The following is a 25,959-nucleotide window of genomic DNA, read 5'->3' as shown; positions in this document are numbered from 1 at the left end:
CAAGGTCTTCGTCAAAAGGCGGACAACAGACACCGTCAATTGCCGGACTTTAAAGCGCGTCAGTAACAATCTTGATTGAACCGCCGTATACCGAACGGTACGTACGGTGGTGTGAGAGGTCGGGGGTTAGTCACCCCCTCCTACTCGATTTGGCCGGTCCGGCGGCAGTGTCCGCCTTCACATCCTGTCGGCCGCAAAGCATATAGTGGAAGAAAGGACTAAGGGAAGGGATGTGCGCGCATGCTCCTGTCGACGATGGCCGAAAAAGAGCTGATCCAGATGGAGGAGGGCATCCGGTACGGCCTGCTGGCAGACACGGAGATGTTGTTTGATCCAAAGAGCGGAAGGATCTACGGGTTTGAACTCAGGCGGCGAAGCGGCTGGCTGCAGGGAGGACGGAAGACCGGGGAAGCCGAGTATATTCCCTGGGAGGAGATCGTCCTGATCGGGGACGACCGGATCTTGTTCCGGCGGACAAAACCGCTTCACGAGGGGATGTTCGAGTGAGCGGGGCGGACTGGCTGCTCATCGGGTCCGATCCGCGCGTGGCGCTGGCGGCGGAGCTCCTGAAAAAAGAAGGCGGCACAGTGGTAGTACACGCGGCAGACAAGTGGGATTCGAAAACCGGTGAGCTGGTACAAAACTGCAGGCCGCATCGTCTCGTCCTGCCGATGAGACCGCTTGCCGGCGTGCCAGGACCGGATGTGTTCAAAAGCGTCGGCGAGGTGTTTGCCGGCCTTCTGGACGATGACTGGGAGACAACCCTGGACCGGGCCGAAAAAAGGCCGCATCGATATCTAACGGAAGAGCGGTTCGTCTGGGAAAATGCAGGACTCACAGCCGAAGGATTTCTCGCATCCTGGTATGCGGCCGGCAGAGGGACGATGCGCGGCCGGGAATTTTGGATCGCGGGATACGGCCGGGTGGGAAAGACGCTCGCCCGGCTGCTCCGTCCGGCCGGGGCAACGGTCACCGTGATGGCGAGGTCGCCGGCATCGCTTGCGGAAGCGGTGCAGGAAGGGTTCGGATTCTGCCCGCTGCCTCAAACGGGAGCCGCCGTCCGTCCGCCGGTGCTCGTGAACACGATTCCTTCTCGGTGGCTCGATCCTGAAGGCCAGGTCAAACCGGAACTAATCCTTGACCTGGCCTCGCTGCCCGGTTGCCTAGCCCCCGGATGCCGTCATGAATACTATGAATTACTGCCTGCGCTCCCCGGAAAGTGGTTCCCGCATGATGCGGCCCGCCTTCTTGCGGAAGCCTTGTGCAGGATTGACGGCGAACGGAAGGGGAGGAACGATGCTTAAAGGAAAACGGATCGGATTTGGCATTACCGCATCCCACTGCACGTACGAGGATGTGATCCCGAAGATCAGGCTGTTCAGAGAACGGGGGGCGACGGTGGTCCCGGTCGCGACCCATTCGGTTTTGACTGCGGCAACGCGTTTCGGGACGGGTGATGAGTGGATCAGGAGGATCACGGAAGAGGCCGGCGCACCGGTCATCACGTCGATCCTTGAAGCGGAGCCGCTCGGGCCCAAAAACCCTGTTGACTGCATGGTGGTCGCCCCGATGACGGGCAATTCGATTTCCCGGCTGGCCAATGCGGTGACCGACTCGCCGGTGCTCATGGCGGCAAAGGCGACGCTGCGGAACGGGACGCCGGTCGTCATCGGCATCTCGACGAACGATGCGCTCGGCCTGAACGGGCAGAACATCATGAAGTTGTACAACACGAAAAATATTTACTTTATCCCGTTTGGACAAGATGACCCTGTGAAGAAGCCGAACTCCCTGATCAGTGATTTTACGAAGATGGTGGATACGGTGGAAGCGGCTCTTGCCGGAAGGCAGCTCCAGCCGGTTCTTATCTCCCACCCGGCCGGGTGACGGCAAAAGTGAATTTATTCACAAAAACTCTCTGCAAACGTGCTATAATACTGAACATTCGATCACAGAAAACAGGGAGTGGTTCACAATGGGTTACACAGTCGCAATCGTAGGAGCAACGGGAGCGGTCGGACGCACGATCGCGGGCAAGCTCGAGGAACGGAATTTTCCGGCGGACAAGGTGAAGTTCCTTGCTTCCGCCCGTTCTGCGGGAACGAAGGTCCAATTCCGCGGGGAAGAGCATACGGTGCTCGAAGCCGTTCCGGATCAGTTTGATGGCGTGGACATCGCATTTTTCAGTGCCGGCGGGAACGTCTCCAAGGCGCTTGCCCATGAGGCAGTGCGCCGGGGAGCCACGGTCATCGACAATACGAGCGCTTTCCGCATGGATCCAGACACGCCGCTTGTCGTGCCGGAAGTGAACCGGGACGTGCTTCAACACCACAAGGGACTGATCGCCAACCCGAACTGCTCGACGATCCAGATGGTGTGCGCACTGGAGCCAATCAGGAAAAAATTCGGTCTGGAACGCGTCATCGTCTCAACATATCAGGCGGTTTCCGGCGCCGGCGCGGAAGCGATCGGGGAACTCGGCAGGCAGGGGACCGACATGGAGGGACGGGCACAGTCGGACGCGGCGCTGCTTCCGGTGAAAGCCGGCAGCAAACACTATCCGATCGCCTACAACGCCATTCCGCAGATCGATTCATTCGGAGAAGACGGCTACACGCTTGAGGAATGGAAAATGATCAACGAAACCAAAAAGATCATGGGTATGCCGGATCTCCGGGTTTCGGCCACATGCGTCCGGCTGCCTGTCGTGACGGGCCACTCCGAATCCGTCTATTTTGAAACGGGGAACCCGGAGGCGGACACGGAGTCGGTCCGTGCTGCGCTTGCCGGGGCGGACGGAATCACGGTCATGGATGACCCGGAAGCCCAGATTTACCCGATGCCGCTGTTTGCGGAAGGAAAAGACGACGTGTTCACCGGAAGACTTCGGAAAGACCCGGACGTCCCGGGGGCATTCCATCTCTGGGTCGTGTCCGACAACCTGCTGAAAGGGGCCGCCCTCAACTCGATCCAGATTGCGGAGGCGCTCATCGCGGACGGCGCGGTGAAAGGGGAAGGAGCCGATGGAACTCGGCAACATATCAACGGCGATGGTCACGCCATTCGATGAAAAAGGGGAAGTCGACGGAAACAGGCTGCGCATTCTCGTCAATCATCTGATCGGCAACGGGTCGGATTCGATCGTCGTCTGCGGGACGACCGGAGAATCCCCGACACTGACGGATGCCGAGCGCGCGGCCGTCATCCGGATGACGATCGAGGCCGCGGCGGGCAGAGTGCCGGTCATCGCCGGCACCGGAAGCAACAGCACCGCTTCCACCATCGCACTCACCAGGAAAGCAGAGGAACTTGGAGCGGACGGCATCATGCTCGTCACGCCTTACTATAACAGGCCCGGACAGCGGGGGATCCACGCCCATTTCAAGGCGGCGGCGGAAAGTACCCGGCTGCCGGTCATGCTGTACAATGTGCCGTCCAGAACCGCTTCGCGGCTGGAGCCCGAGACCGTCATCTCGCTGGCCAGGATCCGGAATGTGCGTGCGCTCAAAGAGGCGGGCGGGGACCTGCTGAAGATGACCGCCGTCATCAACGGCACGGATGCGGGATTCAAGCTGTACAGCGGCGATGACGGACTGACACTTCCGGTCCTGTCGATCGGAGGGGCCGGCGTCGTGTCCGTCGCCTCCCATGTGGCGGGTCCGGAAATGCAGAAGATGATCCGGGCATACCGGGAAGGAAGACTGTCGGAAGCGGCAAATCTGCATGCCAAGCTGGCTGCGCTTGCGGAAGTGATGTTCTTCCGGCCGAGCCCCGCCCCGGTCAAACATGCACTTTTGGCTTCCGGCATCGACACGGGACCGGTCCGGCTTCCGCTCGTCGGTCTGGATAAATCCGAGGCCGAAACAGTGGAGAAAGCGCTTCTCCGCTTCCGTGCGGCAGAAAGTGCTTGAAACCGGAGGGTTGCAGGTGCCGGCTCGGTGAAGGCAGAAAGCAGGGAAGGCGCGCAACGTTGCGACGGCCTCCCTGCTTTTTGCTGTTTCATGCGGATCCTTGACTTTCCGCGCAAGCCCTTTTTTTATTTGTGCTGGATGTTTGGCTCCCGTATAATGGAGAATAGCGGATATGAACGGGTATGATTTAGGAGGAAGAACATTGACCAAGACAAAAAACGAAAACATCAAGGTCACCCCTCTCGGAGGAGTCGGGGAGATCGGAAAGGCGATGTACGTGATCGAGATCGATGACGAAATGTTCATCGTTGACAGCGGGCTTATGTTCCCGGAAGGGGAAATGCTCGGCATTGACATCGTCATCCCTGACATGACCTACATCGAAGAAAACAAGGACCGGCTCAAGGGGATCTTCCTCACGCACGGCCACGAGGACTCGATCGGATCGATCGCCTACCTGCTCAACAAAGTGCAGGCGCCGGTTTACGGCTCAAAGCTGACGATTGCGCTTGCGAAAGAGCATCTCAAGGCGATGCCGGCTCCGTGGAACGTCAAATTCTATGAAGTGTCGAACCGGAGCCGGATGAACTTCGAGGGGACTTATGTGACGTTCTTCAACACGACCCACAGCATCCCCGATTCTCTCGGCATCGTGTTCCATACGAGCGAAGGCGCGATCGTCCATACGGGCGAGTTCAAGTTCGACCAGTCGGCAAAAGGCAAATACCGGCCGGACATGTCCAAGATGGCGTCGCTCGGGGACGAGGGCGTCTTCATCCTCCTGTCTGATTCGACGGAAGCGGAGCGGCCCGGCTATACAACGCCGGAATCGGTCATCGGGGAACAGCTGTCCACGACGTTCCACAAGGCGCAGGGAAGAATTCTGATCGCCCTGTACGCCTCGAACTTCATCCGCATGCAGCAGGTGCTCGACCGGGCTGCGGAGACAGGCCGGAAAGTGGCGGTCATCGGGAAGTCGCTTGAGACGTATTTCCATGTCGGGATCAAACTCGGCTATCTCAACGTCAAGGACGACACGGTCATCCCTGTCAAGGAAATCGGCAAATACGACGATTCGCAGGTGGCCATCATCGTCACCGGCAACCAGGGCGAACCGCTCCATGCGCTTGAGCGAATCGTGAAGCGCCAGCATAAGGACATCCGGATCAAGGACACCGATACGGTCCTGATCACGTTCACGCCTTCCGCAGGCATGGAAGTCGGCATGTACAACACGATGAACGAACTGGCGAAGGCGGGGGCCGACGTGCTCACCGCCATCCGCAAAGTCCACGTGTCCGGCCACGGCAGCCAGGAAGACCTGAAACTCATGCTCAATCTCATGAGGCCAAAGTTCTTCATTCCCGTGCAGGGCGAATACCGGATGCTGATCGCCCACTCGAAGCTGGCCCAGCAGACGGGTCTTCCGAAATCCAGGATCTTCATCGCGGACAAAGGGGACATCGTCGAATACAAAAACGGCAAGATGCGCATGAGCGGCCGCGTCCAGGCGGGCAATGTGCTCATCGACGGCATCGGCGTCGGAGATGTCGGCAATATCGTGCTGCGTGACCGCAAACTGCTGTCCGAAGACGGAATCTTCATCGTCGTCATCACACTCAACCGGAAGAAGAAGACGATCGCCGCCGGTCCCGAAATCCTGTCGAGAGGCTTCGTCTATGTCCGCGATTCGGGCGAACTGATCGATGAGGCGGGAGAACTGGTCAAGAAGATCGTCGGCAAGTATTCAAACAAAGAATCGTTCGAATGGACAAGCATCAAACAGGAAATCCGCGATACACTCAATTCATACCTCTACCAGAAGACGAAGCGCCGGCCGATGATCATTCCGATCATCATGGAATACTGAGCGGGCATCACAACCAAAACAGACAAAAACGGGATTTCTTCGCCGTCCATGGCGGGAAGTCCCGTTTTCATCAGATGGAGGGGGACGCATGGCACAAAAGAAAAAGAGAAAAAAGACCGCATCCAAGAAGAAAAAAAGAACCGGCCTGCACCCGTTAACCTATGAGTTGTCGGGCCTTGTGATGACAGGCCTCGCCGTCATTACGTTCTTTGAACTCGGCTTCATCGGCCGCGCACTCGGAAACCTCGCAAAATTCCTGTTCGGCAACTGGCATCCGGCACTTCCGCTCATGTTCGTCGTGTTTGCACTGTTGCTCATGGTGAAACGGCAGGTCCCGGCACTCCGGAACCGGCTCGTCGCGGGGTTGTTGCTCATACTCGGCAGCCTGACGCTGTTCAGCCATGTGCTCCTGTTCACGGAGCGCTATGAATCCGGCAGGCTGCAGACAACTTCCGCATTGAAGGAAACATGGATCATCCTCATCACGGACGGGGGAATCACCGAAGGCGGAGTATCGCTTGGCGGCGGCATGGTCGGCGGCCTGCTGTTCGCCATGTTCCATGTCCTGTTTGATTCGACCGGGGCGACGATTGCCGGCATCATCATGCTGTCGATGGGTCTTGTGCTGCTCACCGGAAAGGCGCTCGTGCCGTATCTTGCCGAAAAGATTCCGGAAGCCGCGGGAAACCTCCGCGAAATGATTGACCGCGATCGTGCGGAGGCCAAGACGGACAAAAAAACGGCAACGCGGACAGAAAAACGGAAATCGGACCGCAAAGAACGGAAAAGGTCGAAAGAGCAGGCGGCAGACAAAGAACCGGTCCATACGCTGACGGTGTCCGAAGTTTCCGTGCCGGCCGGGCACCATGAAGAAGCGGAACCGGCACCGAGGCCGCAGCCCATCATTTCCTCATTCACGGAACGGGCGGAACGCTCAGCAGACGCGGCATCCAAAGATCACGGAGCGGCCGGCGGAGCGGAAGAACCGGCAGGCGAACAGGCTGAGTCGACAGTGGAGATCGGATCAATCAGCGAAGGCGAACCGGTCAACGAAGACTATGTGCTGCCGCCGGTCACCCTGCTGAGTCCGCCGCCCGAGAGCGATCAAAGCGGGGAATACAGCGCCATCCAGCACAATGCAGAAAAGCTTGAAAAGACATTCCACAGCTTTGGCGTGCGGGCGAGCGTCACGCAGGTCCATCTCGGTCCGGCCGTGACCAAATACGAAGTGATGCCGGACACCGGCGTAAAAGTAAGCCGGATCGTCAGCCTGTCCGACGACATTGCGCTGGCGCTGGCGGCACGGGACATCCGGATCGAAGCGCCGATCCCCGGCAAATCCGCCGTCGGCATCGAAGTCCCGAACTCGGAAGTCGCAATCGTCTCGCTCCGGGAAGTGCTTGAATCCCGCAACAACAGCAAGCCGGATTCCAAGCTGATGGTGAGCCTGGGACGCGACATTGCGGGCGACGCCGTGCTGGCCGAGCTCAACAAAATGCCGCACCTGCTCGTCGCGGGTTCGACGGGCAGCGGGAAAAGTGTCTGCATCAACGGCATCATCATCAGCCTGCTCATGCGTGCGAAGCCGCATGAAGTGAAGCTCATGATGATCGACCCGAAAATGGTCGAACTGAACGTGTACAACGGCGTGCCGCATCTCCTTGCGCCGGTCGTCACCGACCCGCGCAAGGCCTCCCAGGCGCTGAAGAAAGTCGTGGCCGAAATGGAGCGCCGCTATGATTTGTTTTCGCATACGGGCACACGCAACATCGAAGGTTACAACCACCATATCGATGAGTGGAACGAAGCGAATGAAGAAAAGCATCCGCGCCTTCCGTATATCGTCGTCATCGTCGACGAGCTCGCGGACCTCATGATGGTCGCTTCAAGTGACGTGGAAGATTCCATCACAAGGATTGCACAGATGGCCAGAGCGGCGGGCATCCATCTCATCATCGCCACGCAGCGCCCGAGCGTCGACGTCATCACCGGGATCATCAAGGCGAACATCCCGTCAAGGATTGCATTCGCCGTATCGTCCGCCGTCGATTCCCGGACGATTCTCGACTCCGGCGGCGCCGAAAAACTGCTCGGCCGGGGAGACATGCTGTTCCTTCCCGCCGGCGCGTCCAAGCCGACCCGCATCCAGGGCGCTTTCCTTTCTGACCAGGAAGTGGAGGAGGTAGTGGACTTCGTCATCAGCCAGCAAAAAGCCCAGTACCAGGAAGAAATGATTCCGTCGGACGTGGAAGAAACCGCACCGGAAGAAGAAACCGACGAACTGTACGACGAAGCGGTCGACCTGGTCCGAAGCATGCAGCAGGCATCCGTCTCCATGCTTCAGCGCCGCTTCAGGATCGGCTACTCGCGGGCTGCCCGCATCGTCGACCAGATGGAAATGCGGGGAGTCGTCGGCCCGCATGAAGGCAGCAAGCCCCGCCAGGTCCTCCTGAACGACAGGCACGATGAGTGACCAGGCGGTTTTTCAACGACGGAAAGCGAGAATCGAGATGGCGCCCGCCAGCCGGGCGGCCATCTCGATTTTTTTGTTCCTTATAAAGCGGGACGATGCCTGGGAATGTCCGTTTAACACGTCACATTTCCTGCTTCACTTTCTTCTTCCAATGATTGCGGTTTCAAAATGATGACAGATTGAAGGCGATTGTTAGAAAAAGGTCTATTTTGCTCTTGTTATTTCGAAATATAGGTATTTATTTAGTGTGATAAAAATGATATAGTATGACTGATTAGGAGGAAGGTTTTACATCAGATGTCTGATCTCATTGATTTGGTGGTGATTGCATGACGATCAAAGCGGACCATCGGCACTTGTACCTTCAGGTGATCGACCGGCTGAAGCGCGATATCACGACGGGTGTCTTCAAAGAAAAAGAAAAGCTTCCGTCCGAATTCGAGCTGGCCAAGATGCTTGGGGTGTCGAGGGCAACGCTGCGCGAGGCACTCCGTCTCCTCGAGGAAGACCATTACATCGTAAGGCGCCACGGAGTCGGAACGTTCGTCAATCCGAGGCCGCTGTTTTCTGCCGGGATTGAGGAGTTGTCGAGCGTATCGGCGATGATCCGGCAGGTCGGCATGGAGCCGGGGACCAACTTCCTCTCTTCGTCAGAAGACAAGGCGGCCGAAGAAGACATGGAACGCTTCGGCTGCGGCCCCGATGAACTGATCACGACGATCAGGAGAGTCCGGACCGCAGACGGGGATCCGGTCGTCTACTGCATCGACAAGGTGCCGTCCCGGCTGCTCGGCGATGAGTTCCTGAAGCGCAAAGACGACTCCATCTTCGAGGCGATCGAGCGAGAGGCCGACATCCGGATCACCCAGGCGGTGGCCCACATCGAGCCGGTCGGCTATGATGAGGCGGCTTCGCCGATCCTGGAGTGTGAGCCGGAGACGGCCCTCCTTATGCTGAGGCAGTACCATTATGCCGAAGGCGACGACATGGTCCTTTACTCGAGGAACTATTTCAAAGGTGACAAGTTCAACTTCCACGTATTGCGAAAACGGATGTAAAACGATCCAACTTCCTGCTATCACCCAAAACAATCTAGGGGGTTCCACACATGGCTAAACGCAAGTTCGGTCTTGCACTGTCGGTTCTTCTTGCTGCCGGCACACTGCTCGGAGCATGTGGCTCGGGCAACGATGACGCGTCAAAAGACAACGGCAAAAAAGAAGGCGGCGGAGAGAAAACAAGCGAATTTTCGGTGGCAATGGTCACAGACGTCGGCGGCATCGACGACAAGTCGTTCAACCAGGCGGCATGGAAAGGCATCAAGGAGTTCGGCGAAGCGAACGACATGGAAAAAGGCGACGGCGGCTATGACTACCTTCAGTCTGCCGGCGAAGAAGACTACATCCCTAACCTCAATGCCCTCGCGCGACGCGACTTCTCTCTCGTCTTCGGTGTGGGCTTCATGATGCAGGATGCAATGGATGAAATTGCATCCCAGCAAAAAGATACAGAGTTTGCCATCATCGACGCAGTCGTTGACCAGCCGAACACTGCCAGCATCCTCTTCAAGGAACAGGAAGGCTCCTACCTTGCAGGCGTTGCCGCAGCACTGATGACCGAATCCAAGAAAGTCGGCTTTGTCGGCGGGATGGAAAACGAAGTCATCCACCGCTTTGAGTCAGGCTTTGTCGCAGGCGTAAAAGCCGTTGACCCTGAGATCGATGTTGACGTCCAGTATGCAGGCGCGTTCGACAAAGCGGAAACCGGCAAGACAATGGCCAACCGCATGTATTCCAGCGGCGTGGACATCATCTTCCACGCAGCGGGCGGCACTGGCAACGGTGTGTTCTCCGAGGCAAAGGAACGCAAATCTGCAGATCCGGATGCAAATGTCTGGGTGATCGGCGTTGACTCCGACCAGTACGACGAAGGCGCGGTCGGCGACACGAACGTCACTCTCACTTCAATGCTGAAGCGAGTTGACGTTGCGGTTGAAGACATCGCGAAACGTGCGAAGGAAGGCGACTTCCCTGGCGGCGAAACACATGTCTACGGCCTTGATGAAGACGGCGTTGACCTCGCGGATTCCCGCGGCGCAATTCCTGAAGAAGTGATGACGAAGATCGAAGACTACAAAGAAAAGATCAAGTCCGGTGAAATTGAAGTTCCGGAATATCCGGAAGGCAAAGAACCGAAGAAATAAAAAATCCAGCACAACATGGAGGCCGGCCCATTCCGGCCTCTGTGCTTTCTTTTTGAATGATGATCTGCCATGCAAATGGATAGATGAAAGATTTCCTGGTGCAGGAAGTCTTTCCTGTATCCCGTTTGCGGCCGCCGTCTGGCAGCCGGAGATCCAGGTCCAAGAGGCAAAGGAGTGAAACCATTGGAATATGTGATCGAAATGCTCAACATCCGCAAGGAGTTCGGCAATTTCGTGGCAAATGACAACATCACGCTGCAACTCCGCAAAGGGGAGATCCATGCGCTTCTCGGAGAGAACGGTGCCGGGAAGTCGACACTCATGAACGTCCTCTTCGGGCTGTATCAGCCGGAAGGCGGGGAGATTCGGGTCCGCGGCAAAAAAGTCGCCATCACGGATCCGAACGTGGCGAACGAGCTCGGCATCGGCATGGTGCACCAGCACTTCATGCTTGTTGAGAACTTCACGGTCACCGAGAACATCATTCTTGGGAACGAGCCGACGAAAGGCGGTTCCCTGAACATATCGGCCGCTGCCAAGAAGGTGGCCGAGCTGTCGAAGCAGTACGGGCTCAACGTCGATCCGTATGCCAAGATTGAAGACATTTCTGTGGGAATGCAGCAGCGGGTGGAAATCCTCAAAACCTTATACCGGGGTGCGGAAATCCTGATTTTCGACGAGCCGACCGCATCCCTGACTCCCCAGGAGATCATGGAACTTATCACAATCATGCGCAAGCTCATCAAGGAAGGGAAATCGATCATCCTGATCACCCACAAACTACAGGAGATCATGGATGTATCCGACCGGGTGACCGTCATCCGTAAAGGGAAGGGGATCGGCACCGTCATCACCTCCGAGAGCAGCCCGGAAGAACTGGCTTCGCTCATGGTCGGCCGGCAGGTCATCTTCAAGACTGAAAAAGGCCCTGCCCATCCGACCGATGAAGTGCTCGCGGTCAAAGATCTGGTCGTCACCGATTCCCGGAACGTTGAAAAGGTAAAAGGACTCAACCTGAGCGTCCGCCGCGGAGAAATCGTCGGCATTGCCGGCATCGACGGCAACGGCCAGTCAGAGCTGATCGAGGCGATCACCGGTCTCAGAAAGACCAAATCCGGAAGCGTATCGATCAACGGCAAAGACATCACCAACAAGCGTCCGCGCCAGGTCACCGAATCGGGCGTCGGGCACATCCCGCAGGACCGGCACAAACACGGGCTCGTCCTTGATTTCCCGATCGGCTACAATATCGCGCTCCAAACGTATTATCAAAAGCCCCTTTCAAAGGGCGGGATCATCGATTACAAGGCGATCGACCGCTTTGCGGAACAGATCATCGAACAATATGACGTCCGCACGCAGGGCGCGCACGAGCCGGCCCGAGCCCTTTCGGGGGGGAACCAGCAAAAAGCGATCATCGGACGCGAAGTCGAGCGGGATCCCGACCTGCTCATCGCCGCGCTCCCGACCCGCGGGCTGGACGTCGGGGCGATCGAGTTTATTCACCGCCGGCTCATCGAGCAGCGGGACAGCGGAAAAGCGGTTCTCCTCATCTCGTTCGAGCTTGACGAGGTCATGAACGTCTCAGACCGCATTGCCGTCATCTACGACGGAGCGATCATCGATACGGTCAAGCCGCTCGAAACGGATGAACAGGAACTTGGCTTGCTGATGGCGGGCCATTCCCGCAAAGAGGCGGCGGCCATGCAGGCGGAAGAAGGTGATGACAAGCATGTCCAATAGAATGATTAATATCCTCGTCCCGGTGATTTCCGTGATCCTCGGCCTGCTCGTCGGGGCAATCGTCATGGTTGTCAGCGGCTATGATCCGGTTAAAGGATATATTGCCCTCTGGAACGGGATCTTCGGCGACTCCTATGCAATCGGCGAAACCATCCGCCAGATCACGCCGTACATCCTTGCCGGTCTTGCAGTGGCATTTGCCTTCCGTACCGGGCTGTTCAATATCGGAGTCGAGGGCCAGCTCATCGTCGGCTGGTTTGCGGCAGTGTATGTCGGCGCGGCATTCGACCTTCCGAAAGTGATCCATCTTCCGCTTGCCATCCTGGCCGGCGCGGCTGCGGGTGCCCTATGGGCGTTCCTGCCGGGATTGCTGAAAGCGAAGATGAAAATCCACGAAGTCATTGTGACGATCATGATGAACTATGTTGCGCTTTATGTGGTCAACGCGCTCATCAAGACTTGGTCGGGCGGCGGCGACAAGACGGAGCGGATCAAAGAAACCGCTTCGCTCCGCTCGGATTTCCTCGCATCGATCACGGATTATTCACGGCTCCACTACGGCATCATCCTCGCCCTGCTGATGGTTGTGCTTATGTGGTTCCTGCTTGAGAAAACAACGACCGGCTTCGAACTCAAGGCCGTCGGATTCAACGAAAATGCTTCTGAATATGCCGGCATGAAGATCGGCAAAAACATCATTCTGGCGATGGTCATTTCCGGTGCATTTGCCGGACTGGCGGGTGCCATGGAAGGGCTCGGGACATTCGGCAACATGTACACGCGCGGCGGATTCACCGGCATCGGGTTTGACGGGATCGCCGTTGCCCTGCTCGGAGCCAACACGCCGCTCGGTGTCATCTTCGGTGCCGTTCTGTTCGGTTCTCTGAAGTACGGGGCACTGAACATGCCGAATGCCGCCCAGATTCCCGAGGAGATTGTCCAGATTGTCATCGCGCTCGTCATCTTCTTCGTGGCGTGCGGCTATGCAATCCGCCTTCTCCTGAGCAAGATCTCCAAGAAAAAGGAGGCAAAGTGACATGAGCTTCCTCGAAATCCTGTACTTCATGGCACCGGTATCGATTGCATACGCCGCGCCCCTCATCTTCACGGCGCTCGGCGGCGTCTTCTCCGAGCGGTCCGGCGTCGTCAACATCGCACTGGAAGGGCTCATGGTGATGGGGGCTTTCATCGGCATCCTGTTCAACCTGTTCTTCTATGATACTTTTGGAAGCTGGACTCCGTGGGTCGCCCTGATTGCGGCGATGATCGTGTCCGCCGTCTTCTCGCTCCTGCATGCGGTCGCATCAATCACGTTCCGGGCAGACCAGGTTGTCTCCGGCGTTGCGATCAACATGCTCGGTCTTGCGGTCGCGCTGTTCCTGACGAAGATGATCTTCGACAAAGGACAGACCGACTTCATCAAAAAAGCGATTCCAAACTTCAACATTCCGGTGCTCCAGGATATCCCGGTCATCGGTCCGATGCTCTTCAAGGGGGTCTACGGATCCAGCATCCTGGCCATCGTCGCAGCGTTTGTCGCCTGGTATGTCATCTTCAAGACACCGTTCGGCCTGCGTCTGCGCTCGGTCGGCGAACACCCGATGGCAGCGGACACGATGGGGATCCACGTCAACCGGATCCGCTACATTGCAGTCGTCATCTCCGGCGCTCTTGCCGGCATCGGCGGAGCCATTTATTCTCAGACGATGACGCGTGATTTCGGCCACGCGACGATCAACGGCCAAGGCTTCATGGCGCTCGCCGCCATGATCTTCGGCAAGTGGCATCCGATCGGTGCGATGGGGGCCGCCATCTTCTTCGGCTTCGCACAGGCGCTCGCTGTTGTCGGTCCAAGCATCCCGATCATCAAAGAAATTCCGACCGGCTATCTCCACGCGCTCCCGTACATCCTCACGATCCTCGCCCTCGCCGGCTTCATCGGCAAGGCAACAGGACCAAAGGCGAGCGGCAAGCCTTACATTAAAGGCAGCAGGTAAGACCGTCAACGACAAGGCTTTCATTCAACCAACTGGAAAAGGCGAGATTGCATCCGGCTAACGGAGGCAATCCCGCCTTTTTTATGATGGGTCAGAGAGGACCGCATTGGCTGCGGCGGCCAGGCGCCAAATCGTCTCCTTTCGCTCAATGAATCACACACAATGGTTAACATAATATAATTACGGAGATAAACGCCAATGTTTGCCACCGGCGCTCCGGTTTCGGTATAGTGGAATTGGACAATACTCAATAAAAATAACGAATGAAACCGAGGTGTGCCATGTTTACGGAATTTCGACTCGCAGAAGGCGTCCGGCTGTTTGTTCGCCGGACAACCCAATTCAAAACGGTGACTTTTTCACTGCGCTTCCGGCAGCCGATGACTGCCGCCGGTGCATCGGCAAGGGCGGTTCTGGCCAATATCCTGGAAGACAGCAATGAAACCCATCCGAGCCGGGCGGCGCTCCGTTCCGCGCTTGAGAACATGTACGGCACGCTCTATTATACGGATGTGGGCAAGCGGGGAGACTACCACTACGTCTCCTTCAATGCAGAATGCGTCAACGACAAGCTTCTTGAAGAGGAAGGCGTCGTGGACTGGACGGTCCGCCTGCTTGCCGATTCCGTTTTCCGGCCGAACATGCAAGACGGGAACTTCAAGCCGCAGATTTTCGAGCGGGAGAAGCAGACGGTCCTTGAACGGCTCAGCTCGCTCTATGATGACAAGACCCGCTTTGCCCAGCAGCGCTTGATGCAGCTCATGCGGCCGGACAGCCCGGAATCGATCCGGGCGACCGGCGACGAGGAACATGTAGGCGCGCTGGCCGGACAGGATGTACTGGATGCGTACAAACGGATGATCAGCGAAGATGAAGTGGACATCTATGTGGCGGGGGATGTGGATCCGGAGGCGTTTTCCGAAGAAATCCGTTCTGCTTTCAATTTTGAAGGACGGATTCCGGCCGTTTCTCCCCAGGCGGCGACGGAGCGGCGGGGCAAAACCGGCCGTGTGTATGAACGACAGGCGATGAAGCAGGGCAAACTGCACATCGGTTTTTCGACGCCGGTTCTCTTTGGAACAGAAGATTTCCCGAAAATGCAGCTCACAAACGGCATCTTCGGCGGATTCCCGCATTCCAAGCTGTTCATGAACGTGCGGGAAAAGGAAAGCCTGGCCTACTATGCGGCCAGTTCCTACCTGTCAAGATACGGGCTGATCACCGTTTCATCCGGCGTGGATCCCGAGCAGGCGGAAAAGGCGGCAGCACTCATCGATGAACAGCTCGAAGCCATGAAGGCCGGTGAAATTTCAGATCTTGAACTGGACCAGACGAAGGCGATGCTCGCCAATCAGCTCCGGGAAGCTCTGGATTCGGCAAGAGGCCAAATTGAAATCTTCGATCAGTACAAGGACCTTCCGGGCGGATTCTCTCCGGAGGCCTGGATTGCCAAATGGGAGCCGGTCACAAAGGAAGACATCCAAAAAATGGCCGGCACCATTGAAAAAGAACTTGTTTACCTGCTGTCAGGAAAGGAGGAATCCGATGATGCGGACGCTTGAATTCGATCGGTTGCAGGAGACCCTGTACCATGAGGAACTTCCGAATGGGCTCCAGGTGTTCATCCTTCCGAAAAAAGGCTTCTCGAAAACTTATGTGTCATTCACGACGAAATACGGCTCCATCGACAATACATTCAAACCGCTTGGAAAGTCGGATATGGTCCGCGTTCCGGACGGCATCGCCCATTTTCTTGAGCATAAAATGTTCGAGAAGGAAGACGGGGATGTATTTCAGAAGTTCGGAGCGAACGGGGCATCCGCCAACGCGTTCACTTCTTTCACCCGGACTGCGTATCTGTTCTCCGCGACAGACAATTTGTATCCGAACACGGAGCTTCTCCTCGACTTTGTCCAGTCTCCGTACTTCACGGAACAGACGGTTGAGAAGGAAAAAGGCATCATCGGCCAGGAAATCACCATGTATGACGACCAGCCGGACTGGCGGGCGTACTTCGGCGCCATTGAAAACCTGTACAAGTCGCACCCGGTGAAGATTGACATCGCCGGCACGGTCGAGTCGATTGCGGACATCACTGCGGATCATCTGTATGAGTGCTACCATACGTTCTACCACCCGTCGAACATGCTTGTGTTCGCGGTCGGAGCGGTGGATCCCGAAGAAATGATGGCGTTCATCCGCGAAAACCAGGCGGCCAAGACATTCGACAAACCCGAGCCGATCGTCCGTGAATTCCCTCAGGAGCCGGCAAGTGCGGATGTGCCCGCCCGCTCGATCAAGATGGATGTCTCAAAGCCGAAAGTCCAGTTCGCGGTGAAGCTGCCGCACCCGGACCTTTCGGGCATCGATGCGCTCAAGCATGAGCTCGCCGCTGAAATCCTGCTCGACCTGCTTTTCGGCAGAACATCCGACTTCTTTACGGAAGCTTATGAAGAAGGCCTCATCGACGAGTCGTTCGGCACCGAGTATACATCGGAGGCGGGCTTCGCATTCGCGGTGATCGGAACCGACAGCAAAGATCCCGACAAATTTGCGGAGAAGGTCCGGGCGACACTAAGAAGTGCGGCGGAGAAATTCCCGTTCGGACAGGATGCGCTCGACCGACAGCTCCGTAGAAGGACCGGCCTGTTCCTCCGCGCACTCAACTCGATCGAATACATCGCCAACCAGTTCACCCGGTATACATTCAACGGGATGAATCTGTTTGACACCGTCCCTGCACTTGAAGATCTGCAGGTGAAGGACCTGCAGGATGCGCTCGTTCCGCTCGCCGATGAGCAGGCATGGAGCGTGTTCCAGGTGCTTCCCGACAAAGGGGAATGACAGGGAGGAAAACCGCGGCCGTCCTGGGCGCATCCGGTGAGATCGGAACGGCCGTCGCCGAGAAGCTCGCTTCCTCCGGCTGGTCGCTTTATCTGCACTACAACCGTTCGGAGGAAAGGGCCGAAGCCTTGCGCGAAGGGTTGTCCGCACGGTATCCGGATCAGCGCTTCGAGACGGCGGGCGCCGATTTCTCAAAGCCGGACGGCGGAGAGAAACTGGCGGCGTCGACCGGGGACATCCGGGCGGTCGTCTCGGCTGCGGGCCAGGAGATGAACAAACTGCTGACGGATACGTCGATGAAAGATCTGGATGCGCTCTGGCATGTGCATGCCGCCAATCCGATGCGCTTTATCGCGCTCGTTTCGGAACGTCTGCGGCGGCACCCGGTTTCCCATGTCGTGATGATCGGATCGATCTGGGGAGATGCGGGAGCGGCCGGCGAGGTGGCTTATTCGGCAGTGAAAGGCGCCGTCCACGGTTTTGTGAAGGCCTATGCGAAGGAAGCGGCGGGCTCGAATGTGCTCGTCAATGCCGTATCACCCGGCTGGATTGAAACCCGCATGAACAGCCATCTGACCGAGGAAGAGAGGCGGATGGCCTTCGGCGAGATTCCCCTCATGCGGCCCGGCCTTCCGGGCGATGTGGCCGGGATGGTCGATTTCCTTCTGGGGGAAGGCGGTTCTTATGTAACAGGCCAGATTATCCGCGTGAACGGCGGCTGGTATATTTAAAGGGAAAGAGGGCGAAACGGCGCCCTCTTTCCCTTTTCTTCAACCCTTAAATCCGCTATGATAGAAATACATTGCGCACCGGCGCCGATGGAGGCGATTTTACTTGAGTGAGTGGTATATGGAGTATGAAATCGAAGTGAACCGTCCGGGTCTGCTCGGAGAAATCTCATCGCTTCTCGGGCTGTTGCGCGTGAACATCATCACGATCAACGGCGTCGATGAGGGCCGCAGGGGAATGCTTCTCAGCTCGGAGGACGACGAGGCGATCGAGCGGTTTGAACTGATCGCTTCCACGATGGAAATGATCAACGTCCGCAAGCTGCGTCATCCGAAGCTGCGGGATATCCTTGCGGTCCGCCACGGCAGGTATATCCAGCGGGATGCCGATGACAAGAAGACATTCCGGTTTGTCCGCGACGAACTCGGGATCCTCGTGGATTTCATGGCGGAGATCTTCAAGCAGGAGGGGCACAAACTGATCGGCATCCGCGGAATGCCCCGGGTCGGAAAAACAGAGTCGGTCGTCGCGGCCAGTGTCAGTGCAAACAGAAAGTGGATTTTCCTTTCTTCGACGATGATCCGTCAGACGGTCCGCAGCAAGCTGGCCGGCGACGAATTCTCCGGCAACAATGTGTTCATCCTCGACGGGATCGTCACGCGAAAAGCCACCGATGAGCGCCATATGCAGCTCGTGAGGGAGATCATGCGCATGCCGTCCATCAAAGTGGTGGAACATCCCGATATCTTTGTACGTCATTCAGAGTATACAATGGACGACTTTGACTATATCATTGAAATCCGGCGGGATAACGACGAAGAGATCACTTACGACAAACTGGAGCAAAACGACAGAATGTCAGGCCGGAGCGGAATGGATTTCGGATTCAATATTTGATAGGAAGGTGTTTTGGTTGTCCGAACTGGGCGCTCGGCTGAAGCAGGCAAGAAAAGAAAAAGGATACTCGCTCGACGATCTTCAGGAACTGACGAAGATTCAAAAGCGCTATCTCTCCGCAATTGAAGAAGGGGATTTCGGCATCATGCCCGGGACTTTCTATGTCCGGGCATTCATTAAGCAGTACGCCGAGGCGGTCGGCCTGGATCCGGATGAGATGCTGGCACTCTACAAGGCCGAAGCTCCGGCGCCGGCCCCCGGCCAGGAACCGGGCATGCCGGCGCCGGCGATGAGAAGAAGCACGATGGCAAGACGCTCGGGACGGGCGGCCGAGGTGATGCCGAAGGTGATCCTCGCCCTGTTCATCGTCCTTGCCGTCGCAATCGTCTGGTTCCTTTCTCAGATGACCGCTTCAAACAGCAAGGATGAGGAAAGGCAGGAGCCGGACCGCAGCGTGAAAGTGGAGCAGCCGGGCGGCCAGACGGCTTCCGGCCAGCAAAGCGCGGCGGATGAAGAATCGGAGGCGGTTGACGCGGATTCCGATGAAGAAGCGGCAGATGAAACAGCCGGTGCAGAGGAAGAAAAGTCCGCGGCCGCGCTTTCCTTCGACCGTTCCGAAGGGGAAACCTCCTACTACAGCCTTGCCGGTGCAGACACGGCCACTGTCATGGTCAAAGGATCCGGCAGATCCTGGGTCACCGCGACGGACAGTGCCGGCGCACAGCATTTGAGCCGCACGGTAGAGAGCGGCCAGGAGGAAACGATCGAGGTTTCCGGAGTGGACTGGATCCGGCTCCGCATCGGCTATACGCCCGGCGTGTCGCTGATCGTCAATGGGCAGAAGCTGGAATATGAAATTCCCGAAACCGAGCGGGTGACGCAAAACATCGTCATCCAGCTTGCGAACAAACAATAGTCATCTGGCAACAGATGGCTATTTTAATTGAAAGGATTGAACGGCACATGAATTTACCGAACAAAATCACCGTAGCCCGTATTTTCCTCATCCCGGTTTTCATGATCTTTATGCTCATTGATTTCGGTTTCGGGGAAGTGCGCTTCGGAGGCACGGAACTTTCCGTCGAGCATCTGATCGGCGGCATCCTCTTCATCTTCGCATCGCTGACCGACTGGATCGACGGCCACCTGGCCCGCAAATACAATCTGGTCACAAACATGGGCAAATTCCTGGATCCCCTGGCGGACAAGCTGCTCGTCTCGGCCGCGCTCATCATCCTCGTGGAGATGGGGCTGGCGCCGTCCTGGATCGTCATCATCATTATCAGCCGCGAGTTTGCCGTGACCGGTCTCCGGCTCATCCTGGCGGGCGGCGGGGAAGTCGTGGCGGCGAACATGCTCGGCAAGATCAAGACAACCGCCCAGCTGATCGCGATCGTCTTCCTGCTTCTGAACGACATGTTCTTTGCCGCGGCGGGAATTCCGTTCGGCATGATCATGCTTTACATCGCACTTGTGTTCACCGTCTGGTCGGGAGCCGACTACTTCTACAAGAACCGCCGCGTTCTTCTCGAATCCATGTAAGGAAAGGATGAAGCCCCATGAAAGCTGAAATCATTGCGGTCGGATCTGAGTTGTTGCTCGGCCAGATCAACAACACGAATGCCCGGTATATTTCATCGGGCCTGGCGGAAATTGGCATCGATGTCCATTTTCAGACGGTCGTCGGCGACAACCCCGGCAGGCTCGGAGAAGTGATCCGGATCGCCGAAAGCCGTGCCGATCTTCTCATCTTCACCGGTGGACTCGGCCCGACGAAAGATGATCTGACGAAGGAAACGATTGCGCACCACGCGGGAAGGCGGCTCGTCCACGATGAAGCGGCACTTCGGTCCATCGAGGGCTGGTTTAAGCGGATGGGACGGCCGATGACGGAGAATAACCGCAAGCAGGCACTTGTCCTGGACGGTGCCGTTGTACTGGAAAACCGGCATGGAATGGCTCCCGGCATGCTTGCCGCTTCCGGCGGCGTCCACTATTTGCTCATGCCGGGGCCGCCGAAGGAGATGGAGCCGATGTTCACCGAGCAGGCAAAGCCTCTTCTGGCTCAGATTGCGGGTGAGGATGGCCGCATCGTGTCCCGTGTTCTCCGGTTTTACGGAATCGGGGAGGCGGAGCTGGAGGAGCGGCTGATGGACCTGCTGGACAACCAGACGAATCCGACGCTCGCGCCGCTCGCCTCCGACGGGGAAGTGACGATCCGGATGACGGCGAAGACGGAAAGCCGGGAGGAGGCCGTGGTGCTGCTTGATCGTGCAGAAACTGAAATCCGGAAACTGGCCGGCGAATATATCTACGGCCATGACGACGAGACGCTCGTTTCCAAGGCAGCCTCCCTGCTGATCGAAAACCGGCTGACAATTTCCGCTGCGGAAAGCCTCACCGCCGGCCTGTTCATGGCAGAGTTGGCAGAGCAGCCCGGGATCAGCGCCGCGCTTGCCGGCGGCGTCGTCACCTACACCGCAGAGGCGAAAACGGCCCAGCTCGGAATTCCGGCCGAGTTTCTGAAAGAGCATGGCGTTGTCAGCGAAGAAACAGCCGCTGCCATGGCTTCTTCCGTCCTCGCCAAGTTCTCGACCGACGTCGGTGTCGGTCTCACCGGGGCGGCCGGCCCCGATCCGCACGATGGCGAACCCGGGGGCACGGTTTGGGTCGCCATCGCCCGGCGCGGCGGTTCGATGGAGACAAGAAAGTTGCTCTTGTCCGGCATGCGCAACACAAACAGGATCCGGGCAGTCAAATCCGCCCTCCATATATTGATTCGCATGATCGGCTGAAACACGGCCCCGAAAATTGGATTTCGGGGCCGTGTTTTGCGTCAAATTGCAAATATGGCATCGGGAACGGGACTGAAATCCAAAAACCGCATGAATTAAAATCGAATGGATGTTCGCTTTTTCCTTGAAGTTTTCTCAGAAACCGAGTATAGTAGTGGTAGTAAGAAAAACAGTATGAACCTATGAGGAGGAACAAGTTTGAGCGATCGCAAAGCTGCATTGGACATGGCATTGAAACAGATTGAAAAACAGTTCGGGAAGGGATCCGTCATGAAACTGGGAGAAAAGACGGACCGGGAGATCTCGACTTCGCCGAGCGGTTCGCTCACTCTTGACACAGCGCTTGGAGTGGGCGGCTACCCGCGCGGCCGTGTCGTCGAAATCTATGGGCCGGAAAGCTCGGGCAAGACGACCGTTGCGCTCCACGCCATCGCCGAAGCACAGTCGTCCGGCGGGACGGCCGCCTTCATCGATGCCGAGCACGCACTCGACCCGGTTTATGCGCAAAAACTCGGCGTCAACATCGATGAGCTCCTCCTTTCCCAGCCGGACACCGGCGAGCAGGCGCTTGAAATTGCTGAAGCCCTCGTGCGGAGCGGTGCCATCGACATCATCGTTGTCGACTCGGTCGCCGCGCTCGTCCCTAAAGCCGAGATTGAAGGCGAGATGGGCGACTCTCACGTCGGCCTCCAGGCCCGGCTCATGTCCCAGGCGCTCCGGAAGCTGTCCGGCGCCATCAACAAGTCGAAGACACTTGCCATCTTCATCAACCAGATCCGTGAAAAAGTCGGCGTCATGTTCGGCAACCCGGAAGTCACTCCGGGCGGCCGCGCGCTGAAATTCTATAGTTCCGTCCGGCTTGAAGTCCGCCGCGCGGAATCCATCAAGCAGGGAAGCGACATTGTCGGGAACCGAACCCGCATCAAAGTCGTGAAAAATAAGGTTGCCCCTCCGTTCCGCACGGCTGAAGTGGACATCATGTACGGGGAAGGGATCTCCAAGGAAGGCGAGACGATCGACCTCGGCGTCGAAACGGACATCGTCCAGAAGAGCGGATCCTGGTATTCCTATAATGACGAGCGGCTCGGCCAGGGCCGGGAGAACGCCAAGCAGTTCCTGAAAGAAAATCCGGAGGTCCGGCAGGAAATTTCCAACAGGATCCGTGAAGCCTACGGTCTTGCCGGTGCACAGTATGTGATTGCCGGTCATGACGAAACGGAAGAAGACGAAGAGCTCGACCTTCTTCTCGGCGACGAATAAGACGATGAAGGCTGCCCGGGATGCAAGCGGGCAGCCTTTTCGCATTCGGCGGCCGGGTGTCCGGGGGCGGCCCGGTGAAGCGCACGGAAAGACCCCTCCGGCATCCGTGCAAAAGCCGGCAAACATCGTCAGAACAGTCAGCCGGCAATCCTTGACAGGGGATTTTTCCGCCGGTACAATTAAAATTGTATAGCTTCATGCAAGAAAAGCGGAGCGGGCCGTCTAGACCCTCGGCGGACAGATGCTCCCGAGAATCTGGCCCGCGCAGCTGGACAGAGCAACATCAGCATGACTGGCTTGACCACGGCCGGGATTTTGTTCCGGCCGGTTTGACAGACGAATGAAAGCAGGGGGAGGTGACCTCAATGGTTGAAGTGATCATCTCCGCTTTGCTCGGACTCATCGTCGGTGCAGTTGTTGGCTATTTTGTTTTGAAAAACGTGAACGATTCTAAAGTGACCGGTGCGAAGCAGTCTGCCGCGCTCATCGTTGAAGAGGGCAGGCGCGAAGCGGAGGCATTGAAGAAGGAAGCGCTACTTGAAGCGAAAGATGAAACCCACAAACTACGGACAGAAGCCGAATCCGACATCCGGGACCGCCGCGGCGAACTGCAGCGGCAGGAGAGCCGGCTGTTGCAGAAGGAAGAGAACCTCGACCGCAAGGAGGATGCGCTGAACAAACGTGAAGCGGGTCTGGAGCGCAAGGAAGACGCTTTGGCCGAACGACAACAGCATATCGCACAGATGGAGAGCAAGGCGGAAGAGCTCAAGTCGGAACAGCAGACGGAGCTCGAACGCATATCTGCACTCACCCGGGATGAGGCACGCCAGCTCATCCTGACTGAAGTGGAGAACGAATTATCAACTGACATCGCCGTCATGACAAGAGAGTCGGAACTCCGCGCGAAGGAAGAATCGGACCGGAAAGCCCGGGAGATCCTCTCCCTAGCACTCCAGCGGTTTGCAGCCGACCATGTCGCAGAAACCACCGTTTCGGTCGTCAATCTGCCAAATGACGAGATGAAGGGCAGAATCATCGGCCGTGAAGGACGGAACATCCGGACGCTTGAGACGCTGACTGGCATCGACCTGATCATCGATGACACGCCGGAAGCCGTCATCTTGTCCGGCTTTGACCCGATCCGGCGGGAAACTGCCCGGCTGGCACTTGAAAAACTCGTGCAGGACGGGCGGATTCATCCTGCCCGCATTGAAGAGATGGTGGAAAAGGCCCGGAAAGAGGTGGACGAGCAAATCCGCGAAGCCGGGGAGCAGACGACATTCGACCTGGGCATCCACAATCTGCATCCGGATCTGATCAAGATCCTCGGACGGCTGAAATACCGGACGAGCTATGGTCAGAATGTCCTGAAGCACTCGAAGGAAGTCGCCTATTTGTCGGGCCTGCTGGCAGCGGAACTCGGTTTCAAGGATTCCGACATCGCCCTGGCCCGACGTGCCGGCCTGCTGCATGACATCGGAAAGGCCATCGACCATGAAGTCGAGGGCAGCCACGTTGAAATCGGTGTTGAACTTGCCACCAAATACAAAGAGCATCCGGTCGTCATCAACAGCATCGCTTCGCACCACGGCGACACCGAACCGACTTCGGTCATCGCCATCCTCGTCGCTGCGGCCGACGCCCTGTCCGCCGCACGTCCGGGAGCGCGCAGCGAGACGCTCGAGAATTACATCCGGCGCCTTGAAAAACTCGAGGAAATCGCCGAGGATTATGATGGCGTTGAAAAGTCCTTCGCCATTCAGGCAGGGCGTGAAGTGCGCATCATTGTCCGTCCGGATCAGGTGGACGACATCACCGCCCACCGCCTTGCACGCGATATCCGAAAGCGGATTGAAAGTGAGCTCGACTATCCGGGCCATATCAAAGTGACCGTCATCCGGGAAACCCGTGCGGTCGAATATGCAAAATAACCGGCAGAACGGCTTCCGTGGACCCTCGTCCCGGGAGCCTTTCTCCATTTGGGAAAGAAGGCAATCAACTTTATGAAAATCCTATTTATCGGAGACATCGTCGGAGGTTCCGGCATGGACATGATCCGCCGCCAACTGCCGAAACTGCGCCGCCGATACTCACCGGATGTCATCATCGCGAACGGCGAAAATGCCGCTTCCGGAAAAGGGCTCACACGCGATGATCACGATGAGCTGCTTTTTGCCGGTGTGGATGTCATCACGATGGGCAATCACACATGGGACAAAAGGGAGATTTTTGACTTCATCGACGGATCCGAAGCCCTCATCCGGCCGGCCAACTTTTCCCCCGAGGCGCCGGGCCGCGGAACGGTGACCGTCCAAAAAGAGGCGGGCACGCTTACGGTCATCAACCTCCATGGCCGGACGTTCATGCCGCCGCATGACGATCCGTTTGCGATGGCCGACCGTTTGATCGAGGAGGCGGCTGCCGTCTCCCCGCTCATCTTCATTGATTTCCATGCAGAGGCGACAAGCGAAAAGATTGCGATGGGCTGGCACCTGGACGGCCGGGCCACCGCCGTAGTCGGCACGCACACCCATGTGCAGACCGCCGATGAGCGAATTCTTCCGGGTGGAACGGCCTATCTGACCGACGCCGGGATGACCGGCCCGTATGACGGCATTCTCGGCATGAAAAAAGAAGATGTCCTTTACCGCTTCAAGACGAACATGCCGGTCCGCTTCCAGGTGGACAACGGCAGAACCCAGCTCGGCGGACTGTTTGTCGAAGCGGACGCGGACACCGGCAAGGCACGCCGGGTCGAGCGGATCCTCATCAACGAAGACCATCCGTTCAACGGCTGAAATCGGCACGGAGAATGCAACGGGCGCTATCATGCCCTCCGCCTCCCCCGCATACAGTGGGTTATGGAAGCATCCGGTTCCATGAATGCGGAAAAACAGGAGGGAAAGGCATGGACTCGTTGAAAGTATCATCACGCTCAAATCCAAATTCAGTGGCAGGTGCGCTCGTGGCAGTCATCCGGGAGAAGGGATATGCGGAAATGCAGGCGGTCGGGGCCGGAGCGCTGAACCAGGCGGTCAAGGCAGTCGCCATTGCCAGGGGGTTCGTCGCCCCGAGCGGCGCCGACCTGACGTGTTCCCCTGCCTTTACGGACATCATCATCGCAGGCGAGGAACGGACGGCGATGAAACTGCTTGTCGAAAAGCGAAAGCGCTGAGGGAGACGCCCGGCACACCGGGCCTTGCCCCGTGCGCTCAGGGGCGCACCGCGCGGATTAAC

General features: G+C 57.5%; 23 protein-coding genes. All 23 read left to right on the top strand.

What is annotated here, in order from left to right:
* Positions 1–240: 240 nt before the first annotated feature.
* The 23 genes from ACFFIY_RS02655 (at position 241) to ACFFIY_RS02545 (ending at position 25,897) form a co-directional block, all read left to right on the top strand.
* Positions 241–507: a YlmC/YmxH family sporulation protein gene (locus tag ACFFIY_RS02655; protein ID WP_354199102.1), complete on the top strand. Its 267-nt coding sequence runs from the start codon at positions 241–243 to the stop codon at positions 505–507.
* Positions 504–1,304, top strand: coding sequence for a hypothetical protein (locus ACFFIY_RS02650; RefSeq protein ID WP_354199104.1), 801 nt, complete (start codon positions 504–506; stop codon positions 1,302–1,304). Before ACFFIY_RS02655 ends, ACFFIY_RS02650 begins: the two co-directional genes overlap by 4 nt.
* A complete protein-coding gene (locus ACFFIY_RS02645; RefSeq protein WP_354199106.1) occupies positions 1,297–1,887 on the top strand; it encodes a dipicolinate synthase subunit B in 591 nt (196 codons plus the stop codon). The genes ACFFIY_RS02650 and ACFFIY_RS02645 overlap by 8 nt, the downstream gene beginning before the upstream one ends.
* A gap of 88 nt (positions 1,888–1,975) precedes the next feature.
* The gene (locus tag ACFFIY_RS02640) at positions 1,976–3,070 is read left to right on the top strand and encodes an aspartate-semialdehyde dehydrogenase (RefSeq protein ID WP_354199108.1); all 1,095 of its coding nucleotides are present in this window, start codon (positions 1,976–1,978) and stop codon (positions 3,068–3,070) included.
* Positions 3,024–3,911, top strand: a complete 888-nt coding sequence (gene dapA, locus ACFFIY_RS02635; protein ID WP_354199110.1) for a 4-hydroxy-tetrahydrodipicolinate synthase — start codon at positions 3,024–3,026, stop codon at positions 3,909–3,911. The genes ACFFIY_RS02640 and dapA overlap by 47 nt, the downstream gene beginning before the upstream one ends.
* Positions 3,912–4,113: 202 nt before the next feature.
* Positions 4,114–5,781 (top strand): ribonuclease J, encoded by a 1,668-nt coding sequence (locus tag ACFFIY_RS02630; RefSeq protein ID WP_354199112.1) that lies wholly within the window; start codon positions 4,114–4,116, stop codon positions 5,779–5,781.
* 88 nt (positions 5,782–5,869) lie between these two features.
* Positions 5,870–8,254: a DNA translocase FtsK gene (locus ACFFIY_RS02625; protein WP_354199114.1), complete on the top strand. Its 2,385-nt coding sequence runs from the start codon at positions 5,870–5,872 to the stop codon at positions 8,252–8,254.
* A 329-nt stretch (positions 8,255–8,583) separates the two neighbouring features.
* Positions 8,584–9,312, top strand: coding sequence for a GntR family transcriptional regulator (locus tag ACFFIY_RS02620; RefSeq protein WP_354199116.1), 729 nt, complete (start codon positions 8,584–8,586; stop codon positions 9,310–9,312).
* A gap of 50 nt (positions 9,313–9,362) precedes the next feature.
* Positions 9,363–10,457 (top strand): BMP family lipoprotein, encoded by a 1,095-nt coding sequence (locus tag ACFFIY_RS02615; RefSeq protein WP_354199118.1) that lies wholly within the window; start codon positions 9,363–9,365, stop codon positions 10,455–10,457.
* Positions 10,458–10,640: 183 nt separating this feature from the next.
* Positions 10,641–12,200: an ABC transporter ATP-binding protein gene (locus tag ACFFIY_RS02610; RefSeq protein ID WP_354199144.1), complete on the top strand. Its 1,560-nt coding sequence runs from the start codon at positions 10,641–10,643 to the stop codon at positions 12,198–12,200.
* On the top strand, positions 12,190–13,236 hold the full coding sequence (locus tag ACFFIY_RS02605) for an ABC transporter permease (RefSeq protein WP_354199120.1): 1,047 nt from the start codon (positions 12,190–12,192) through the stop codon (positions 13,234–13,236). The genes ACFFIY_RS02610 and ACFFIY_RS02605 overlap by 11 nt, the downstream gene beginning before the upstream one ends.
* Position 13,237: 1 nt before the next feature.
* Positions 13,238–14,197, top strand: coding sequence for an ABC transporter permease (locus tag ACFFIY_RS02600; protein WP_354199122.1), 960 nt, complete (start codon positions 13,238–13,240; stop codon positions 14,195–14,197).
* Positions 14,198–14,478: 281 nt separating this feature from the next.
* Positions 14,479–15,759 carry an EF-P 5-aminopentanol modification-associated protein YfmF gene (gene yfmF, locus ACFFIY_RS02595; RefSeq protein WP_376837170.1) on the top strand — a complete coding sequence of 427 codons (1,281 nt, stop codon included), beginning with the start codon at positions 14,479–14,481 and terminating at the stop codon, positions 15,757–15,759.
* Complete coding sequence (gene yfmH, locus ACFFIY_RS02590) at positions 15,746–17,041, top strand: EF-P 5-aminopentanol modification-associated protein YfmH (protein ID WP_354199146.1); 1,296 nt, start codon at positions 15,746–15,748, stop codon at positions 17,039–17,041. Before yfmF ends, yfmH begins: the two co-directional genes overlap by 14 nt.
* Complete coding sequence (gene ymfI / locus ACFFIY_RS02585; protein WP_354199126.1) at positions 17,038–17,772, top strand: elongation factor P 5-aminopentanone reductase; 735 nt, start codon at positions 17,038–17,040, stop codon at positions 17,770–17,772. The genes yfmH and ymfI overlap by 4 nt, the downstream gene beginning before the upstream one ends.
* Positions 17,773–17,875: 103 nt before the next feature.
* Positions 17,876–18,667: a DUF3388 domain-containing protein gene (locus ACFFIY_RS02580; RefSeq protein ID WP_354199128.1), complete on the top strand. Its 792-nt coding sequence runs from the start codon at positions 17,876–17,878 to the stop codon at positions 18,665–18,667.
* Positions 18,668–18,683: 16 nt separating this feature from the next.
* Positions 18,684–19,583: a RodZ domain-containing protein gene (locus tag ACFFIY_RS02575; protein WP_354199130.1), complete on the top strand. Its 900-nt coding sequence runs from the start codon at positions 18,684–18,686 to the stop codon at positions 19,581–19,583.
* Between the two features lie 47 nt (positions 19,584–19,630).
* Positions 19,631–20,209 (top strand): CDP-diacylglycerol--glycerol-3-phosphate 3-phosphatidyltransferase, encoded by a 579-nt coding sequence (pgsA, locus tag ACFFIY_RS02570; RefSeq protein WP_354199132.1) that lies wholly within the window; start codon positions 19,631–19,633, stop codon positions 20,207–20,209.
* Positions 20,210–20,226: 17 nt separating this feature from the next.
* Complete coding sequence (locus ACFFIY_RS02565; protein WP_354199134.1) at positions 20,227–21,462, top strand: competence/damage-inducible protein A; 1,236 nt, start codon at positions 20,227–20,229, stop codon at positions 21,460–21,462.
* A gap of 198 nt (positions 21,463–21,660) precedes the next feature.
* Positions 21,661–22,722: a recombinase RecA gene (gene recA, locus ACFFIY_RS02560; RefSeq protein ID WP_354199135.1), complete on the top strand. Its 1,062-nt coding sequence runs from the start codon at positions 21,661–21,663 to the stop codon at positions 22,720–22,722.
* A gap of 365 nt (positions 22,723–23,087) precedes the next feature.
* Positions 23,088–24,653, top strand: coding sequence for a ribonuclease Y (rny, locus tag ACFFIY_RS02555; protein WP_354199136.1), 1,566 nt, complete (start codon positions 23,088–23,090; stop codon positions 24,651–24,653).
* A gap of 72 nt (positions 24,654–24,725) precedes the next feature.
* Positions 24,726–25,520 (top strand): TIGR00282 family metallophosphoesterase, encoded by a 795-nt coding sequence (locus ACFFIY_RS02550; protein WP_354199138.1) that lies wholly within the window; start codon positions 24,726–24,728, stop codon positions 25,518–25,520.
* Between the two features lie 110 nt (positions 25,521–25,630).
* Positions 25,631–25,897 (top strand): stage V sporulation protein S, encoded by a 267-nt coding sequence (locus tag ACFFIY_RS02545; protein ID WP_076756472.1) that lies wholly within the window; start codon positions 25,631–25,633, stop codon positions 25,895–25,897.
* Positions 25,898–25,959: the final 62 nt, after the last annotated feature.

This window comes from Bhargavaea ullalensis, assembly GCF_042432615.1.
GTDB classification, from domain to species: Bacteria; Bacillota; Bacilli; order Bacillales_A; family Planococcaceae; genus Bhargavaea; species Bhargavaea ullalensis.
The sequence above is the reverse complement of the archived record's forward strand: the minus strand, read 5'-3'. Positions and strand labels throughout refer to the sequence as shown.